17 protein-coding genes are annotated in these 17,210 nt (G+C 60.9%); 1 reads left to right on the top strand and 16 read right to left on the bottom strand.

All coding sequences use genetic code 11. The annotated features are described in order from the left end of the window. Positions 1–67: 67 nt before the first annotated feature. Together CHY22_RS01070 and CHY22_RS01065 are read right to left on the bottom strand one after the other, a co-directional pair. Entirely contained in the window at positions 68–331 is a 264-nt protein-coding gene (locus tag CHY22_RS01070) for an HPr family phosphocarrier protein (RefSeq protein ID WP_022094575.1), read from the bottom strand. Positions 332–839: 508 nt separating this feature from the next. Beyond that, positions 840–2,843, bottom strand: coding sequence for a fructose-specific PTS transporter subunit EIIC (locus CHY22_RS01065; protein ID WP_089571760.1), 2,004 nt, complete (start codon positions 2,841–2,843; stop codon positions 840–842). A 272-nt stretch (positions 2,844–3,115) separates the two neighbouring features. Here CHY22_RS01065 and CHY22_RS01060 point away from each other — a divergent pair, with 272 nt between their 5' ends. Next, complete coding sequence (locus CHY22_RS01060; RefSeq protein WP_117806188.1) at positions 3,116–3,973, top strand: MurR/RpiR family transcriptional regulator; 858 nt, start codon at positions 3,116–3,118, stop codon at positions 3,971–3,973. Positions 3,974–4,031: 58 nt separating this feature from the next. Here CHY22_RS01060 and CHY22_RS01055 read toward each other — a convergent pair whose 3' ends face one another. From CHY22_RS01055 to alaS, 14 genes are all read right to left on the bottom strand, one after another. Continuing rightward, complete coding sequence (locus tag CHY22_RS01055) at positions 4,032–5,660, bottom strand: DNA repair protein RecN (RefSeq protein WP_089571756.1); 1,629 nt, start codon at positions 5,658–5,660, stop codon at positions 4,032–4,034. Further along, positions 5,650–6,510 (bottom strand): NAD(+)/NADH kinase, encoded by an 861-nt coding sequence (locus CHY22_RS01050; protein ID WP_035138200.1) that lies wholly within the window; start codon positions 6,508–6,510, stop codon positions 5,650–5,652. Before CHY22_RS01050 ends, CHY22_RS01055 begins: the two co-directional genes overlap by 11 nt. Then, positions 6,507–7,310 (bottom strand): TlyA family RNA methyltransferase, encoded by an 804-nt coding sequence (locus CHY22_RS01045; RefSeq protein WP_089571953.1) that lies wholly within the window; start codon positions 7,308–7,310, stop codon positions 6,507–6,509. Before CHY22_RS01045 ends, CHY22_RS01050 begins: the two co-directional genes overlap by 4 nt. A gap of 8 nt (positions 7,311–7,318) precedes the next feature. Then, positions 7,319–7,585, bottom strand: coding sequence for an exodeoxyribonuclease VII small subunit (locus tag CHY22_RS01040; protein WP_089571754.1), 267 nt, complete (start codon positions 7,583–7,585; stop codon positions 7,319–7,321). Positions 7,586–7,587: 2 nt separating this feature from the next. After that, the gene (nusB, locus tag CHY22_RS01035; RefSeq protein WP_089571752.1) at positions 7,588–8,175 is read right to left on the bottom strand and encodes a transcription antitermination factor NusB; all 588 of its coding nucleotides are present in this window, start codon (positions 8,173–8,175) and stop codon (positions 7,588–7,590) included. Between the two features lie 3 nt (positions 8,176–8,178). Further along, positions 8,179–8,541 (bottom strand): Asp23/Gls24 family envelope stress response protein, encoded by a 363-nt coding sequence (locus CHY22_RS01030; RefSeq protein WP_006233982.1) that lies wholly within the window; start codon positions 8,539–8,541, stop codon positions 8,179–8,181. A gap of 24 nt (positions 8,542–8,565) precedes the next feature. Beyond that, complete coding sequence (efp, locus tag CHY22_RS01025; RefSeq protein WP_006233983.1) at positions 8,566–9,129, bottom strand: elongation factor P; 564 nt, start codon at positions 9,127–9,129, stop codon at positions 8,566–8,568. Positions 9,130–9,288: 159 nt separating this feature from the next. Beyond that, positions 9,289–10,419, bottom strand: coding sequence for a Xaa-Pro peptidase family protein (locus CHY22_RS01020; RefSeq protein ID WP_089571749.1), 1,131 nt, complete (start codon positions 10,417–10,419; stop codon positions 9,289–9,291). Positions 10,420–10,551: 132 nt separating this feature from the next. Further along, positions 10,552–11,661 (bottom strand): hypothetical protein, encoded by a 1,110-nt coding sequence (locus tag CHY22_RS01015; protein ID WP_089571748.1) that lies wholly within the window; start codon positions 11,659–11,661, stop codon positions 10,552–10,554. Beyond that, positions 11,658–12,191 (bottom strand): shikimate kinase, encoded by a 534-nt coding sequence (locus tag CHY22_RS01010; protein ID WP_089571747.1) that lies wholly within the window; start codon positions 12,189–12,191, stop codon positions 11,658–11,660. The genes CHY22_RS01015 and CHY22_RS01010 overlap by 4 nt, the downstream gene beginning before the upstream one ends. Before the next feature lie 8 nt (positions 12,192–12,199). Next, complete coding sequence (locus CHY22_RS01005) at positions 12,200–12,697, bottom strand: YqeG family HAD IIIA-type phosphatase (protein WP_089571745.1); 498 nt, start codon at positions 12,695–12,697, stop codon at positions 12,200–12,202. Between the two features lie 2 nt (positions 12,698–12,699). After that, positions 12,700–14,055, bottom strand: coding sequence for an endolytic transglycosylase MltG (mltG, locus tag CHY22_RS01000; RefSeq protein WP_233502794.1), 1,356 nt, complete (start codon positions 14,053–14,055; stop codon positions 12,700–12,702). Next, on the bottom strand, positions 14,048–14,476 hold the full coding sequence (gene ruvX, locus CHY22_RS00995) for a Holliday junction resolvase RuvX (RefSeq protein WP_089571740.1): 429 nt from the start codon (positions 14,474–14,476) through the stop codon (positions 14,048–14,050). The genes mltG and ruvX overlap by 8 nt, the downstream gene beginning before the upstream one ends. A gap of 17 nt (positions 14,477–14,493) precedes the next feature. Next, positions 14,494–17,151 carry an alanine--tRNA ligase gene (gene alaS, locus CHY22_RS00990; RefSeq protein WP_089571738.1) on the bottom strand — a complete coding sequence of 886 codons (2,658 nt, stop codon included), beginning with the start codon at positions 17,149–17,151 and terminating at the stop codon, positions 14,494–14,496. Positions 17,152–17,210 lie beyond the last annotated feature (59 nt).

The following is a 17,210-nucleotide window of genomic DNA, read 5'->3' as shown; positions in this document are numbered from 1 at the left end:
ACCTTAAGACAGGTCACTGCGCCCCCAAATATGAACTTAGTTGTTCAACATGCGACCCGTTTGAGTTCTACTCGCCAAGACCGCTCTTGATGAGCTCGATGGCAGCAGCCAGAGCCTCGGCCTCGTCGGCGCCGTCGCACTTGACCTCGACCTCGGTGCCGCAGGGGATACCAGCAGCCATGAGGGCCATCGGGGACTTGCCGTTGACCTCCTTCTCGGGGGTGACGACCGTCACGTCACAGGCGTACTTGCCCATGGTGGAGGCGAACAGACCAGCCGGACGCATGTGCAGACCCTGAGGATTAACGAGGGTAGCCTTCTCAGAAACCATAGTTGACTCCTTTTTTTGTGTTTAACCCCTGTCATGCATGTGGCAGGAGTCAGATTCACGACGTTGTTTATATTAACTCACATCAAACGGTTTTTCATTGTGTTTCGCACGAATTGTTGGACAGATGTCGTTCGCTGTCCGCTCGCCTGCCGGGCGGGGCGGTTAAGTTTGCTGCTCTACAGTCCGGCGCAAGACAGAAAGCACATTAAGTGCTTTCCTTTGCGTGCGGAACTCACGACAAACTTAACCGCCCCGCCCGGCAGGCGAGTTGCGGAAACTCGGATGGTCCAGAGCAATATCGTGCGAAAGGAATTCTGGCTGAATTATTGTTCGCGTGGGTGATTCACTCGATGAGGGCTATTTATGCCCTGTTGGGTACTAAGGAGTGTCCCGGGGTGCCGGCAGAAAAGGAACGTCCCTGAGTGCCGGGTGGTATGAAAAAAGGCGAGGACCCGTAGGGAGTCCTCGCCTTTGTTACAGGGGGCGATGTTATTCGCGTACTGTGGGATTAGACCAGGCGGGCGTTGATCGTCTTGGCGATCTCGGCGGCGTCGGTGGAACCCTTGACGGTGCCACGGAAGTCCTCGTCCATGAGCGCCTCGGCAACCTTGGACAGGATCTTGAGGTGCGTGGTGCCAGCCTGTGCACCAGGGATGAGCAGAGCGATGGCCACGTTGACAGGAGCGCCGTCCATGGTATCCCAACCGGTCACGCCGGACTCGTCCTTAACGACGATGACGGCAGCCTCGGTAATGGCGTCGGACTTGGCATGCGGGATGGCGAAGCCCTCCATCATGCCCGTGGTGCCCTCGGCCTCGCGGGCCAGGAAGGCGTTCATCACGGCGTCGGCGTCGCTGGCGATACCGGCCTTGACAGCCTGGTTGGAAACGAAGCTCAGAGCCTCGTCACGAGAAGCGAAGTCCTCGGCGACAAAGACATTCTCGACCTTCACGAAGTCGGCAGCCTCGGCCTTAGGGGCCTCGACGGCAGCGGCCTTGGGGGCCTCAACCGGCTTGGCTGCAGGAGCGGCCTTCTGATTCTTCTCGAAGTCGTACTTCTTGAAGGCCACGAACAGGATGCCGCCGACCACAGCACCGATGAGGATCGCGAGGACCCACAGCGGACCGTTCTCGACAACGGGCAGGACCAGGAAGCCGCCGTGGGGCGCCGGATCGTGAACGTTGAACATAATGGTCAGGATCGAGGCGATGGAGGAGCCAAGCATCATGATGGGCATGACGGGCCAGATGTTCTTGGTCATGAACGGAATGGCGCCCTCGGTGATGTGGGTGCAACCAAGGATGAGGTTGACGATACCGGCGTCATGATCCTCCTGGCTGAAGTACTTCTTGCCGACGACGACGGCGAAGGTGGTGATCAGCGGCGGAACGATGCAGGCGGCGGAGACGGCAGCCATGAAGTTGGTGCCGAAGTTGTAGGTGTCGGTGCCGACACCGGCGGCCAGGGCCTCGGTGAGCATAGCGGTACCGGTGACGTAAGCAGCCTTGTTGACCGGGCCGCCCATGTCAACGGCGCACATGCAGCCGATGGCAAGGCCCAGGACAATGGCGCCAGAGGCAGACAGACCCTTGAGGAAGTCCATCATGGCGGTGTTGATGGCAGCCATGGGGCCGGAGATGCCGAGCATGACCAGGGCGGCGATGGCGGTCGAGAACAGCGGGTACAGGAAGATAGCCTTGAGGCCGTCCAGATTCTTGGGCAGCTTGGAGAAGACCTTCTCGAGCAGCAGGATGACATAGCCAGCGAGGAAGCCGCCGACGATGCCGCCCAGGAAACCGAAGCCCACGCCGGCGCCGCCGGCGTCGATCATACCGGTCTCGGCGTTAACGGGCAGACCCTGGATGGCGATCATACCGGCAACAAAGCCGGGGACGAGTGCCGGGCGCTTGCCGATAGACTCGGCGATGTAGGCGGAAAGCACGGGAACCATGAGGTTCATGGCGATGCCGCCGATGATCTTGAGCATAGCGGCAAAGCTGTTGTAGTCAGACGCCGTCGAATCGAAGGACGTGATGCCCCACAGGAACGAAACGGCGGTCAGGACACCACCGGCGACGACGAAGACCAGCATGTGGCTGACGCCGTTCATGAGGTGCTTGTAGATGATGTGGCCGATGGACTCCTTCTCCTCGACCTCATCCTCGACATCGGCAGCAGCCGCAACCGAGTCGTCACCCTTGGCGGCGAGCGCGCGGTCGATCAGCTTACCGGCTGCCTCAACGGACAGGGCCTTGGAAACACCAACGGAAACCATGCGCTTGCCGGCGAAACGCTCCGCCTGGACATCCTTATCGGCTGCGACGACGACGGCCTTGGCACCGGCGATCTCGCTCTTGGTGAGCTCGTTCTCGACACCGACCTGGCCATGGGTCTCGACCTTAATGGTCAGACCTCGCTCGGCAGCTGCCTTCTCCAGCGCCTCCTTCGCCATGAAGGTGTGCGCGATGCCGGTCGGGCAACCGGTAGCGGCGATGATGTCAAACTTAGCCATGTGTCCCTCCTTCTTGAGTACTGCGCCCGCAGGCGCTCCCCTACACGCGCATCCTTGCGCGCTTTTCCACAACTGAAAGATACCAACCTACCGTCCACGTGAGAAGAGACAAGGCGCAATTCTCCGGTGAAAGGTTCTTTCATAACCGTAAACGGTAAGTGAAAGTTTACCATCAACACTTGAAACGGCAAGGTGTATCTTGTAATTGAAAATGCCCGTATACTATGGCATTGCAAATCAAGTTAGATTTTCATGCCAACCAGGAGCCATCCATGACCGATAGTAGCAAGAGCGCACTTTCCCTCATTAGTACCCACCAGGGATACAGTGAGTCCGAGCAGCGCATTGTCGACTATATATTGGAGCACCAGTCCGAGGCGCCGCGCCTGACGGCCGCCCAGCTCTCACGAGCCGCCGCAACGTCCGAGGCGACGGTTTCGCGCTTTTGCCGCAAGCTGGGCTTTGGCAGCTTCCGCAGCTTTCAGTTTTCGTTGGCGAGGGATTTGGAAAGCCAGCGCAACGAGGGCCTGACTGACGAGGTCTCGCTCGACAATATGGAGCAGAGCCTCAAGAACATCCTGGCTGCTAAGGTGAGCGAGCTTAATGCGACCATCGACGGGATCGACCACGATACGTTGGCGGCTGTTGTGCATGCCCTTAAGCATGCAGGGGTTATTGAGTTTGCGGCTGTGGGCAATACGAACGCGGTCGCGCTCGATGCGACGTTTAAGTTTTCGCAGCTGGGCCTGCGCTGCATGGCAAGCACCATTAGCGAGACATCTATCGGCTTTGCGCTCACGTTGCGCCCGGGTGACGTCATCGTGCTCATCTCAAACTCCGGCAAGTCGCGCCGACTGAATCGCATGGCAAAAGCGGCTCGCGACTGCGGTGCCACCGTAGTCGTCATCAGCAGCGACAGCAAGTCTCCACTCGCGCGCCTGGCAGACTACACTTTTAATACCGTCAACCATGAAGCGCTGCTGACGACGGGTGACTTTGCGTTCTCCAAGATCAGCGCCACGATGATCATCGAAGTCATCTACAACTTCCTGCTGCCCGAAATCGAGGACGCCCGAGAGCACATCAGCTACTACGAGGAGCTCATCCAACCGGATAAGGTCGTAGAGTAAAACGCGAAGTGGGACAAAATTTCAGTCTATTTTGTCCCACCAACACCGCTGATACGACTTAGCCTCGAGCTTCTTCGAGCATCTGCTTTGCGTGGGCCAAGCTTGCCTCCGACTGATCACCGCTCAACATTCGGGCGATTTCGGCGGTACGCGCTTCGCCGGTTACCTCGTCCAAATGCGTCTGAGGAACATCGCCCAATTCCTTGCTGACAACATAATGCTTGTCGGCCATGACGGCGACCTGCGCCAAGTGGGTTACGACAATCACCTGATGCGTAGCGGAGAGATCTGCCAGCACGCCCGCGAGTGCACGCGCCGTGGAGCCGCCGACACCGGCATCGACCTCGTCAAACACCAGCGTATCGACACCGTCCGCATTACCCAAGACCACCTTGCTCGCCAGCATAACGCGGCTGAGCTCGCCGCCCGACGCAATGCGGCGCAGGGGTCGCGGCGTCAAGCCGGCACCGCTGCGATACAAAAGCTCGTAGCTCGAAGGACCCGCCGGCGTCCACTCGGCGCGCGGAAGATCACGCGACTCCCAAACGAGCTCGGCGGCGCCCATCTCCAAGCGCGCCATCTGGCGGCCGACCTCGTGGCAGAAGCGCGGGGCCGCCGTATTGCGAGCACGCTTAAGTGCCTTGGCAGCAGCGAACAGCTCGCGCTCGGCGCTCCCGAGTGCCTCACGCGCCTTTTTGATCTGTTCATCGCCATCATCGACCAGGGACAGCAGCTCTTGCGAGCGATTGCGCATGGCAAAAACATCGTCCATGGTGGGACCCCACTGACGCAGCAGGCCCTTGAGGTCGGAATACCGCTCGCGCATGCGAGCGAGCTCGCGCGGGTCGAAGGCGACGCCATCGCGATAGGCACGAAGCTCGTTCGCGCTATCCTCAAGGGAGATGCAGGCATCCGAAAGCGCATCGGCAATGTCGCCCAGTTTGCGATCGACGGTAGCCATACGGGAAAGCTCGGCCACGGCGCTGTTCACGGCATCGAGCGCTCCACCTTCGGCGGCAAGCGATGCATGGGCATCGTTAGCTGTGGCAACCAGTACCTCGGCATGTTCGGAGCGCGGCAGCAGTTCCTCGAGTTCCTCATACTCGCCCGGCTTGGGGTCGACCTCGGCGATGCGCTCGAGGGCGAAACGCGCTTCCTCGACGCGACTCCCCTGCGCGCGTGAGGCTTCCTCCACGCGACGGACCTCCTTGGCAGCCGCACGCGACGCCTTGAAGCAGGCACGGTAACGGTCGAGCGCCTCGAGCGCAGAGCGACCAGCCCAGGCATCAACCATGGCAACATGATGCGCCGGATCGAGGAGGCGCTGGTGCTCGTGCTGACCGCAAAGATCCATCATCACGCCGACGCGCTCCGAAAGCTCACGCACGCTGGCGATGCGGCCGTCAATTTTTACGCGGCTGCGGCCCTCGGCAGAAAGGCTACGCTGTACGGTGAACCCCTCCGTGTCGTGCGGACCGTCGAACAGGCGCGCCTCGACGCTCGCCAGCGCCTCGCCCTCGCGCACCGTCGACGAATCCGCGCGCTCGCCCAAAATAAGCTTGAGGGCCGAGAGCAGCGCGGTCTTACCGGCGCCGGTCTCGCCGGTCAGGACAGTCAGGCCCGCACTCGGAACCAACGTCGCCTCGCGGATGAGTGCAATGTTGGAAACCTGCAGCTCATCGATCATGACGCACTCCGTAGAACACGCGGCTCACCGAGTTGTAGAAGCTCTCGGGGCCGTAATCCAGCAGCAGCACATCGCCGGGACCGCGACGCACGGCCACGCTCTCAACCGTGCCATCGCAGGTAATAAACTGTCCGTCGATGGCAATCGCCGGCACGCTCGGGCGATCATCAGACATAAAGATCTCGACGACATCACTCGGCGAGGTCAAAAAAGCGCGAGCCTGAATGGTATGCGGGGCGATGGGCACACAGACCATACCCGTGTAATCGGGGCTGACAATGGGACCGCCGGCGGAAAGCGCGTAGCCGGTGGAGCCGGTCGCCGTCGAAACGACGACACCGTCGCCGCGAAGGCGGTCGATATGATGGCCGGACACCGTGATGTCAAACTCAACCATATCGGACAGGGGGCCGCGCGTAAGTGCCATATCGTTGAGGGCAAACGTGCGCACGACATCCTTCGTGCCGTCTTCGCGCACGGACACGATATCCGCGGCGATGGTGGCGCGGCGGCTCACGTGCAGCTCGCCGGACAGGGCGTCGCTCACGACCTGCAGAATGTCGCGCTCCTCGGGGCTCGCAGCAGTTAAAAAACCCAGGTGACCATAGGAAAGACCAAGGATAGGAATCTCGCGATGGTTGAGAATGCGGGCAGCGCGCAGCAGCGTACCGTCGCCGCCGAGCGTAATGACCAGATCGGAGCCGTCAATATCAGGCGTGCTTTGAATCTTCGATCGCTGGTCGGCAGCCCATGCGACCTCATAGCCCTGGCGCGTCAGCCAAAGCTCGAGCATCAGGCCGCTCTCGACCGCCTCTTGCTTGTAGTAATTGGGAACCAGAAAGACCTTCATAGCGTTGCAGCTTTCTCGCTCAAAACCGATACCTGGGATTGCAGCTCATCGTCGGCGCGCTCCCCGGGGACAAACCTTGTGCCGTACAAGAAAAACTCAACGTTGCCCTTAGCGCCATGGATGGGCGACACGCACACGTCAAGCGGGAACAGGCCCTTGACGGCAAAAAGCTCAATCGCCGCCACGAGCGTATCGCGGCGGACGGCGGGGTCGGTCACGATACCGCCCTCGCTCACCAGCGCTGCCGGAGCCTCAAACTGCGGCTTTACGAGCGTGCAAAACGAACCCATAGGCGTCAGGCACGCCAGCACCGCATCGATGATGTTCGCGATGCTCGTAAACGACACGTCGCACACGGCCAGGTCGATTGCGTCGCCGTAGCCGAGCTCGGGCAGATGCGTCACGTTGGTGCGCTCGTGGAGCGTCACGCGATCGTCTTGGCGCAGCGACCAATCAAACTGGGCACGGCCCACATCGACCGAAACGACCGTGGCGGCACCGCGCTTGAGCAGGCAATCGGTAAAGCCGCCGGTAGAGCAGCCTACGTCCAGGCAGGCAAGGCCCGTGGGATCGATACAAAACGCATCGAGCGCACCCTCGAGTTTAAGGCCGCCGCGCCCAACGTACGGAATGCGTCCCTTAACATGCAGCGGCAGGCCCGGCGTCACCTTGAGCCCCGGAGAGGTCAAACGCTCACCGCCGCTCGAGACCAAGCCGGCCATAAGAGTGCGAAGGGCATCCGCGCGATCGGCGCAGATGCCCTGTGAAATCAGTTCGTCATCGAGACGCACGCGTTTCATGAATGCCATCAACCATTCGTATCCGGGGATGCAGCCTGTCTATCTTGGGACTCGTTTGCCGCATCCTCATCGTATTCCTGCTCGAGCTTGTCGGCCTCACGCGGCGTCAGCTCAAACTTGTCGACCATATCGACCGCACGGGAACCAAGCTCAATCGCCTCGTCAAACAAATCGAGCGAACGCTCCAGGGACGTATCCTTGGAGCGAACGGTGGCGATGATCTGGTCCAGGCGATCCGAGATCTCATCGAAGTTGCGGACGGAACCCTCTGGCATGGCTACTCCTCGACGGAGTCGGCCTCGACGGCCTCAGCAGCGTCCGGATCCTCGGCAAGTACACCGGCGGCAGCCTGAGCGGCAGCGACCTTGGCGGCCGCCTCGGCAGCCTGTGCCTCCTCGCGAGCGCGATCCTCGGTCAGCAGCTCTTGGTACAGGTCCTCGCCCGGCAGCTCCTCGCTGCGAGCAATCTTGCCCAGCACACCGTTGACAAACGATGCGGACTGGTCGGTACCATAGGCTTTGGCGATCTCGACGGCCTCGTTGATCACGATGGCGTCCGAGACCTCCTCGTCGGTGAGGAAGCGCATCTCGTAGACGGCGATACGCAGCAGGTTGCGGTCGGCGCCGGGCATGCGCATAAGATCCCAGTTCTTGGCGACAGCGCGCAGGGCACAGTCGACGCGATCGATATGCTCGTAGGCACCGCGACAAAGCTCCAGCGCATAGGGGTCGAGGGGACCCTTCGAGATCAGGAAATCGCCCTCGAGGACGCGCTCAAGCGGGCTGTCCGTGGCCTCGGCCTGGAACAGCAGCTGCAGCGCCTGACTGCGGGCAAGCGTGCGCCCGCGATAAACCTTAAGGCTCAAAGGTTACTCCTTGGGGAAAACGAGGCCGTCGATGCAAACGTCAACGCGCTCGACCTCGACGCCCACCTGGGCATCGATGGCGGCGACCACGGCTGCGCGAACGGCCTCGGCGAGTTTCTTGAACGGATAGCCAAAGAACACCACGACACGCACGGTGAGTGCGAGCTTGTCGCCGACGACCTCGGCCTCGACCGCCGGCTCGGAAGCCGGGGCCTTGGACGAGAGCATCATGGAGACAAGGTTGGTGGCAAGGTCCTTGACGCCAACGGAGGCGATGCCCTCGACATCCGACACGGCGCGCGAGACGATGGCGGTCAGAACATCGGGCGAAATGCCGATGCCGTCAATCTTGATTTCCTGGGGCATGAGTCCTCCTAGAAGAGTTGGTTGCTAGACGCGGGAGACGAACTTGCCGTCGCGGGTGTCAACCTTGATGACCTCGCCCTCGTTGAGGTACATGGGGACCTGGATGACAGCGCCGGTGTCGATCGTGGCCGGCTTGGTGGAACCCTGGACGGTGTCGCCCTTAAAGCCCGGGTCGGTCTGGACGATGGTGGTCTCGATGAACATCGGCGGGGTCACGCCCATGAGCTCATCGTCGGCGAAGAGCAGCTGGCAGATGTCGTTCTCGCGCAGCCACTTGGAGTTCTCGCCCACCATGTCCTCGGGAACGGGAACCTGCTCATAGGACTCGTTGTCCATAAAGATGTAGTCGGTGCCATCGTTGTAGAGGTACTGGAACTCACGGGTGGTGAGCATGACGCTCTCGAACTTAGTGCCGGCGTTGCAGGTGTTCTCGACGACGCGGCCGCTCTTGATGTCGCGGGTCTTGTAGCGCACAAACGCGCCGCCCTTGCCCGGCTTGACATGCTGGAACTCGACGATGGTGTAGACCTTGTCCTTGATGCGGAGACCGAGGCCGTTCTTGAAGTCGGCGGTAGAAATGGTAGGCATAGCGACCTTTCTTGTTATGGGCAGAACGCACAAGCGTCCAAATTACATACGAGCGAAATTATACACTTGCAGACGGCGCCTGCAGCGAGCGCATAAAAAGAGAACGCGGGGCATCCGAATCGATCCGGACGCCCCGCCCCAAAAATCTATCGAAATGGGCTAACAATCGATGACGTGAAGGTCATGCGGCGTCTTGGTGAAGGGCTCGTAGCCGTTCTCGGTGACCACACCGTAGTCCTCCAGGCGCACGCCACCCACACCGGGCAGGTACACGCCGGGCTCCATGGTGATAACCGAGCCGACCTCGATGATATTCTTGCTGCGGTTGAAGTTGGGCAGCTCGTGGATGTCAATGCCCACGCCGTGGCCCAGACCATGGTTGTAGTAATCGCCATAGCCGGCATCGCCAATGATCTTCTTCGAAAGCTTGAAAATGTCGTTGCCCTCGACGCCCGGATGGATGGCGGCGACGCACTCCTCGTGGGTGCGGCGCACGAGCGCGTACAGGTCGAGCTGTTCGGGCGTGGGCTCGCCCATCACGACGGTACGCGTCATATCGGAGCGATAGTCGCAGTAGCCCGCGCCATAATCCATGAGAACGAAGTCGCCCTTCTCGATCACGCGGTCGCTCGGGACGGCATGCGGGTTGGCGGTATTGGGGCCGCTCGCCACGATGGAGCCGAAGGCCAGGCTGTCTGCTCCGTTGGCGAACATAAAGTTCTCGAGCTCGTTGCGAACCTGCTTCTCGGTCATGCCGGGTTTAATAAATCCGAGCATGTGCTGGAAGGCGGCGTCGGTAATCGACTGCGCATGGCGCATGAGCTCGATCTCCTCGGCGTCCTTGATGGCGCGCATCTTGCGAATGTCGTCATGCATCAGCGGCAGCATGCAGGCGACGGAACGATCCTCCAGGCCACGCTGAATACCCTGGTAGAAGTTGATCTGCATGTCGTCCTCGACAGCGCAGACGCGGCACTTGTTGGCCGTGATCTTGCCGGCGACCCAACCGGGGATGATGCCCTCGTCCATGTCGTAGACCCAGGGGCTGCCGGCGGGCGTGTTCTCCTCAAAGCTGTTGAGGTAGCGCGAGTCAGTATGGAACAGGCACTGGTCAGCCGTAATAAACGCCGCGTGCGGGAACTCGAAGGTGTAATCAAAGACGCCCTTCACGCCCGTAAGCCAACGAAGATTGGCCTCGTCACGAACCACGATAGCGTCGTAGCCGCGCTCAGCCATCAGGGTACGGACACGCTCGATACGACCGGCAGGGCCGGCAGCAAACTCTGACATGCAGATTCCTTTCTTGTTGTCTCTAAAAGTGCGGGACGGGTCTCAACCGAACGACGGAATCGCTTGCGATCCGCGACCGATTGAAAACCCGTCCCTCAACATGATACGAAAGACGATGGATGTCAATAAATCTTAGAGAAGTTCTTTGCGAGAAGCCAAGTAGGCGTGAGCATGGCGCTCAAGAACCTCGTCCTCAACGCTCGTTAGACGAATGGCGCCGAGTGCCGCGGGCAGCGGCAACATGCTGCGGTTCGAGCGGACAAACTGCTGCCTGCGGAACTCCTCGATATATGCAGCAGGCTCCAGATCGAAGGCAAGCTCCTCGATACCAAAGTCCTCCAGGCAGTCATCGACCTCAAAGACGTAATCGATATCAAAGTCGCAGGCATCATGTGCTAGGCGCGCCTCAAAGCGCATGCCCTCGGACAACAGCTGGTAGGCAGGGACCTGCGAAGCGGCATAGCCCAAGCAAGCGCGCAGGGTACGCTCCCCCGTCTTGCCAAAATCGAGCGCATGGCGGGCGCTCGGGTTCGTGGCCATCAGTACGTCCTTACGGGCAGTCTGAGACCACTGAACGGCATTGACGAGCGCGACCTCCTCGCCCGCGAGAATCTCGGGAATGGTCTCGGTAAACTGATTCCAGCGGGACTTGCTGCTCGAAAGCATGGTGCCAACAAGTACCGCATAGCCGAGCTTGAGGTCCTCGGGGTCCGCCTCGCGTACAAGGTCGAGGTCACACACGACCAAGCCCGGCTCGGGACGGAACGCGATAGCGGGAAGCGCATGCGCCGACGAGGCGACAAGCGGCTTCATGGTCGTCGCGACCGTGAGCATGGCGTCGAACGTCATCGGCAGCAATGCGCACTCGGTGCGACCGCACCACTGATTGGCACACCAGCAAACGACCGAGCAGGTCGCCGTGTCGCCGACAGCGACAACGAGATCGTCACAGGTAATGCCGTTAGCCGACAGGGCGCCAAAGACGGTATCGGCATCGGCCAGCGTAGCACCAGCAGGTGAAACCTCGAGGACGAGCAGCGACACGGCAAAACCGGCGTCAACCAGTGCATGCTCGACAGCCTCGCCAAATCGCTCGGATGTGGCGTCGTTCCAAACCACCATCGCGCGCTTGGGCTTCCCCACAGCCGAGGCAAACATGCGCGGCAGCTCCTCGAACGCGCCCAATCCGACGCGGACATCGACGCTGCGGTTTTGGAAATTGATAAGTTGACGGCGAATCATAGCAGTCCACGCTCCAAAAGCATCTCGGCACAAAGGTAGGAAACGTCCTCGAAGGACTTGTTGCGAATATCAAGGGTAATATCGGCGGCCCGGCGATACAGCGGACGGCGATGCTCAAACAGGCGCGCAGCGTGCTCGGGCGAGCGGAAATCGGGCCGGGTATCGGAGCGGCGAATCTGGCGCAACGAGTCCTCAAAGTCACCTTCGAGGTACACACAGGTACCCATCTCGTGCATCAGCTCAATGTTCACCGGCGTCTCGACGATGCCACCCCCGCACGATACCAGCAGGCTGCGCTCGCTTTGAAGCGAACGGAGTGCCGAGGTCTCGAGCTCGCGAAAACGATCCTCGCCCTCGGTCTCAAATATCTCGGTCACCGACTTGCCGCATCGACGCACAACCAAACGATCGGTATCGATGAATCGACGCTTGAACATAGTGCCCACGTTGCGCGCAAGCGTCGACTTGCCCGCGCCCAAAAATCCGATAAAGAAGATATGGTCGCAGCCGTGTTTGATGTGCTGAGACATGGCGAAACCTATTCCTCGCAGGGAAGGTCGCGCAGGGCCCGGCGCTCAAAGATACGGAAGATCTGCGTGTACCACAGGTCCTGGGTTGCCTGCGGCTTGACCAGAATAGTGTCAACGCCGGCAAAGTTACCGCTCCACACGTCCGTGTAAAGCTGGTCACCGATCAGCACGGCCTCGTCGGCCGTGGCGCCCAGACGCTTAAGACCCGCCTTCAGGGCAAACGGGGCGGGCTTCATGGCGTGGCTGATGGCCTCGAGCCCCAGCTCGCGTGCCGATGCCATGACCTGGTCGCGATGCCAGTTATTGGACACCATGCAAAGCTTAAAGCCCTTAGCATGGGCGGCTTCGAGCCAAGCTGAAACCGCAGCGGGAACCTGCTCGGTATCGCGCGGCACCAGGGTGTTATCGCGGTCGAGTAGAATGGCGCGCTTGCCGTCGGCCCACAGGGTATCGAGGTCGACGCGGTCGACTGAGGCAACATATCGTTTGGGGCTAAAAATCCTCATGATCAATTCCAAGACTGTTGGTGCTCTTCGTAGGTCTTCGAGAAATACTCCTCGTCCTGCGTAATGTAGAAATACAGGTCATCGGAGTCGGTCGGCTCAAGGGTGGCCTTGAGCGCCTCGAGCGACGGAGAGCAAATGGGCGTGGGCGGGAGGCCCTCGTGCTTATAGGTGTTATACGGGCTATCGCTCTGCAGGTCGTCGGCGGTAACCTCGCCGCCGGTGACATACATCATGGTCGCATCGCTATTGAGGTAACGCAGGCCATCGAGCTTGCCAGCCAGACGGTTATAGAAAACCGATGCCACATGCGCGCGCTGATCGGCGTTGAGGCCCTCGCGCTCGACGATCGAGGCAAGGTTAACGATGTCGTAATCGGACATCTCCACGCCATAGCGCTCCTTGATCTTGGCCTCGCAGCTCGCAAAGTCAAGCGACTTGTACTCGGTGTTGAACTGGTCAAGCATGGCGCGAATCACATCATCGGCAGAAGGGTCCTTACCCAACGAATAGGTCTTGGGGAATAGGAAGCCCTCGAGTGAATCGTTTGCAGCGTCTTTAAGGAAAGCGTAATCATTCACATAATTGCTCGCCTTGGCCTGGTTAAGGAAATCTTCCTTAGAAATGCTGTCGTATGCCGCGGCCACACGATCGGCGACCTGGTCGACCGTCAGGCCCTCAGGGATAGTCAGTGCATCGGAGCCCGCATTGGGGCCTTCCATGAGCTGCTGAACAACCTTGGTCGCGTCCATGAGCGTGGTAAACGAGTAGGTGCCAGGCTTAAGCGACATATCGGCATTGAGCTTTTTGACCGCCGCGTAATAATCCTTGGGGTCTTCGACGATATGGTTCTCGGAGAGAATCGAAGCGATGGCATCACCCGAGGCGCCATCGGGAATCGTAATAGTAACTTGCTGGCCAGCAGCGACTTTCGCATCCTCGCCGGCAAAGAAGCCCTTGACGGCCGGCACAACAAAGAAAACGATCGCGACAAGCGCAAGCACGGCGATGACGCCACCGATAATCATAGGCACCGGAGAGCTTTTCTTTTGGACGCCACGGCGGGCATGCGTGTTATAGCTCGAGCGCGTGGCCGGAGCAACGCCGTGCGAGCCATGAGCATGATGTGCGTGGGGGCGTGATTGCCGGGCCTGCCCCTGCGTGCGCTGGGCAGGAGCCTGCTGCTTAAAACGAGCGCCGCCAGCGGGCTGCGCGGGACGAGCTGCGGGCTGTTGAGCGGCACGCTGAGCAGGTTGAGCCGAACGCTGCGTCGGCTGCGCCGGGCGCTGGCCAGGCTGAGCAGGGCGCGGCGCAGGCTGCCGTGTACGATTCTGCTGGCGCGGATCGGAAGCGCTAGGCATGCGAAACCTCCTCGTTTTTACGATCGAGCCATGTCTGCAAGAACAGGCTGGCGGCGATCATGTCAATCTTGCCCCTCATCTGCTTTTCGTTGAGTCCCTGCTCGCGCAGGATTCGCTTGGCCTCCTGCGAGGACAGACGCTCGTCCTCAAACTCCAGCGGAAGTTCGAGCTCGTCGGCAATCTTTTGGGCCACTGCGGCGACGCGCTCGGCCTGGGGGCCGGGCTCACCGGCCATGGTCAAGGGACGTCCACTTACCAGGATATCGGGCTCATAGTCCTCGACCAGGTAGCGAAACGTCTTTGCCATACCAGTGACCTCGGCAGCCGGAAGCACCTTGACAGGCATCGCCATCTTGCCATCACGGCTCGAGACGGCAATGCCAATCCTGGTCTCCCCTATGTCCAGTGCGAGCGCGACCACAGCGACTACTTAGGTTCTTAGGCGCCGAGCGCGGTCTTGGCGGCCGCGAGGGCATCGGCGATACCGGCAGCATTCTTGCCACCGGCCTGGGCCATGTTGGGACGACCGCCACCGCGACCATCGACCAGGCCCGCGATCTGCTTGATCACGTTGCCGGCGTGGAAACCGGCCTTCACGGCGTCATCGGAGCCGGCGGCGAGCAGGGCCGGGGTGCCCTTCTCGGTAACGCTGGCAACGACGCAGGCGACGGGGCCGGCAACCTTCTGGTGCACGGTATCCCACACATTGCGCAGGTCAGCAGCCTCAAGACCCTGAAGCTCAGCGACGACGAGCTTGTAGCCGTTCAGCTCGACAGCGCCCTCGATGGCGCCAGAGATAGCGTCGGAGGAGCCACCGGTGAGTGCCTTCTTGAGCTTGTTGGACGTCTCGCGCAGCTCGGCCTGCAGGTTCTCCACGCGGGCGGGAACCTCATCCACACGGCACTTGAGCGCAGCGGCAGCGGCGTCAACGAGCGCCAGGCGGTCGGCCATGTAATCGAGGGCGCCCTTGGAGGTCACGGCCTCGATACGACGGACGTTCGAGCCCGTGGAGGACTCGGAAATAATCTTGAACAGGCCGATCTCGGCAGTGTTGGCGGCATGCGTACCACCGCAGAGCTCACGGGAGAACGGCTGATCCTCGGCGCCCACGGAGACAACGCGGACGACATCGCCGTACTTCTCGCCAAACAGGGCGACAGCACCGGCGGCCTTGGCCTCATCGATGCCCATGACGCGGGTCACGACCGGCTTGGAAGCGAAGATCTGCTGGTTGACCAGGTCCTCGACAGCCTTGAGCTGCTCGGAGGACAGGGCCTCGAAGTGCGTGAAGTCAAAGCGCAGGTGCTCGGGCGTCACCAACGAGCCAGCCTGGGAGACATGCTCGCCCAGGACCTGCTTAAGCGCGGCGTCGAGCAGGTGCGTGGCGGTGTGGTTGCGACGCAGGAAGCCACGGCGCTCGGCGTCGAGCGCGGCGGTCACGGTAGCACCGACGGTCAGCGTGCCCTCGGCGACGTGGGCGACGTGGGCATACAGGCCGTTGTGGTTCTTGGTATCGGAAATGGTCAGCGCAACGCCCTCGGCGGAAAGCTTGCCGGCGTCGCCCTGCTGGCCACCCATCTCGGCATAGAACGGGGTGCGGTCGAGCACGACCTCGACGTCCTCGCCGGCGGCAACGGACTCGACGGACTCGCCGTTGCGAACGATGGCGACAACCTTGGCGCCATCGATGACGTCGTTGTCATAGCCGTCGAACTCGGTCGCGGCAACCTTGTCGGAAAGCTCGACCCACACGTCGTTAAAGCTACCCCAGGCATCGCCCTTAGCGTTGGCGCGGGCACGGGCCTTCTGGTCCTCCATGCAAGCGGTAAAGCCATCCATGTCGACGTCGTGACCGGCGGTGCCGGCGATCTCGACAGTCAGGTCAATGGGGAAACCAAAGGTGTCGTGAAGCTTAAAGGCAACATCGCCCGGAAGGACAGCGCCGTCGGCGAGCGCGGCCAGGGCCTCGTCCAGGTAAACGCGGCCGTTGTCGAGCGTCGTTGAGAAACGCTCCTCCTCGGAGGCGACGATGCCCTTAACGAGCGCGACGTTCTTGAGCAGCTCGGGATAAGCCTCGCCCATCTGAGCGTTGACCTCGTCGATAAACTTGGTCAGGAAGGCGCCCTCGATGCCCAGCAGACGACCGTGGAACACGGCACGACGGAGCAGGCGGCGCAGGACGTACTCGCGGCCCTCGTTACCGGGTAGGATGCCGTCCGAGATCATAAAGTCGACGGCACGGGAGTGGTCGGCGATGATGCGCAGGGAGCGGCTGGCGCCGGAGTAATCGTCGGCGTCATAGGTCTTGCCGCTGATCTCCTCGCCGAGTTTGATGAGGTGCTGCATCAGATCGCCGTCGTAGTTAGCGGTCTTGTGCTGCATGATGGCGGCCATGCGCTCCAGACCCATGCCCGTATCGAGGTTGCGGTGCGGCAGCTCCGGCATGGAGCCGTCCTCCTGGCGGTCGTACTGGGTAAACACGAGGTTCCAGAACTCAAGGAAGCGGTCACAGTCGCAGCCAGGCTTGCAGTCGGGGCTGCCGCAACCGACCTCCTCGCCCATGTCAAAGTAGATCTCGGAGCACGGACCGCAGGGGCCGGTGGGGCCAGCGGCCCAGAAGTTGTCGTCCTCGCCCAGGCGGGAGATGTGATCCTCGGCAACGCCCAGAGAGCGCCACACGTCGTGGGTCTCGTCGTCTTCGGTAAAGACGGTGAAGTACAGGCGGTCGAGCGGCAGCTTGAACTCCTTGGTGATGAGCTCAAAGGCCCAAGCGCAGGCCTGCTGCTTGGAGACGCCGCCAAAGGAGAAGTCGCCGAGCATCTCAAAGAAGGACAGGTGACGGCCGTCCTCGCCGATGCAGTCGATGTCGTTGGTGCGGACACACTTCTGGCAGGAGATCGCGCCGATCTCCTTCATGGTCTTCTTGCCCTGGTAGTACTCCTTAAACTGGTTCATGCCGGCGTTGGCAAGCAGCAGCGAAGGATCGTCGGGGACGAGGGACGAAGAAGGATAGAGCTTAAGACCGCGCTCCTCAAAGAAGTTGAGGAACTTGGAGCGAATCTCGGCCGTAGTCATTGACGGGTAGTCAGCACTCATAGAGGGAATCTCCTCGGTTTCACATCGAAACAGTTCAAACGTAACGATATTACCATCCC

The sequence above is a fragment of the Collinsella sp. TF06-26 genome, from assembly GCF_002232035.1.
Taxonomy (GTDB): domain Bacteria; phylum Actinomycetota; class Coriobacteriia; order Coriobacteriales; family Coriobacteriaceae; genus Collinsella.
This window is presented reverse-complemented; position numbering and strand designations above follow the sequence as displayed.

Coding starts and splice junctions, on each gene's coding strand:
- CHY22_RS01070 (WP_022094575.1), bottom strand. CDS start 331: ATGGTTTCTGAGAAGGCTACCCTCGTTAATCCTCAGGGTCTGCACATG.
- CHY22_RS01065 (WP_089571760.1), bottom strand. CDS start 2,843: ATGGCTAAGTTTGACATCATCGCCGCTACCGGTTGCCCGACCGGCATC.
- CHY22_RS01060 (WP_117806188.1), top strand. CDS start 3,116: ATGACCGATAGTAGCAAGAGCGCACTTTCCCTCATTAGTACCCACCAG.
- CHY22_RS01055 (WP_089571756.1), bottom strand. CDS start 5,660: ATGATCGATGAGCTGCAGGTTTCCAACATTGCACTCATCCGCGAGGCG.
- CHY22_RS01050 (WP_035138200.1), bottom strand. CDS start 6,510: ATGAAGGTCTTTCTGGTTCCCAATTACTACAAGCAAGAGGCGGTCGAG.
- CHY22_RS01045 (WP_089571953.1), bottom strand. CDS start 7,310: ATGAAACGCGTGCGTCTCGATGACGAACTGATTTCACAGGGCATCTGC.
- CHY22_RS01040 (WP_089571754.1), bottom strand. CDS start 7,585: ATGCCAGAGGGTTCCGTCCGCAACTTCGATGAGATCTCGGATCGCCTG.
- CHY22_RS01030 (WP_006233982.1), bottom strand. CDS start 8,541: ATGCCCCAGGAAATCAAGATTGACGGCATCGGCATTTCGCCCGATGTT.
- efp (WP_006233983.1), bottom strand. CDS start 9,129: ATGCCTACCATTTCTACCGCCGACTTCAAGAACGGCCTCGGTCTCCGC.
- CHY22_RS01020 (WP_089571749.1), bottom strand. CDS start 10,419: ATGTCAGAGTTTGCTGCCGGCCCTGCCGGTCGTATCGAGCGTGTCCGT.
- CHY22_RS01015 (WP_089571748.1), bottom strand. CDS start 11,661: ATGATTCGCCGTCAACTTATCAATTTCCAAAACCGCAGCGTCGATGTC.
- CHY22_RS01010 (WP_089571747.1), bottom strand. CDS start 12,191: ATGTCTCAGCACATCAAACACGGCTGCGACCATATCTTCTTTATCGGA.
- CHY22_RS01005 (WP_089571745.1), bottom strand. CDS start 12,697: ATGAGGATTTTTAGCCCCAAACGATATGTTGCCTCAGTCGACCGCGTC.
- mltG (WP_233502794.1), bottom strand. CDS start 14,055: ATGCCTAGCGCTTCCGATCCGCGCCAGCAGAATCGTACACGGCAGCCT.
- alaS (WP_089571738.1), bottom strand. CDS start 17,151: ATGAGTGCTGACTACCCGTCAATGACTACGGCCGAGATTCGCTCCAAG.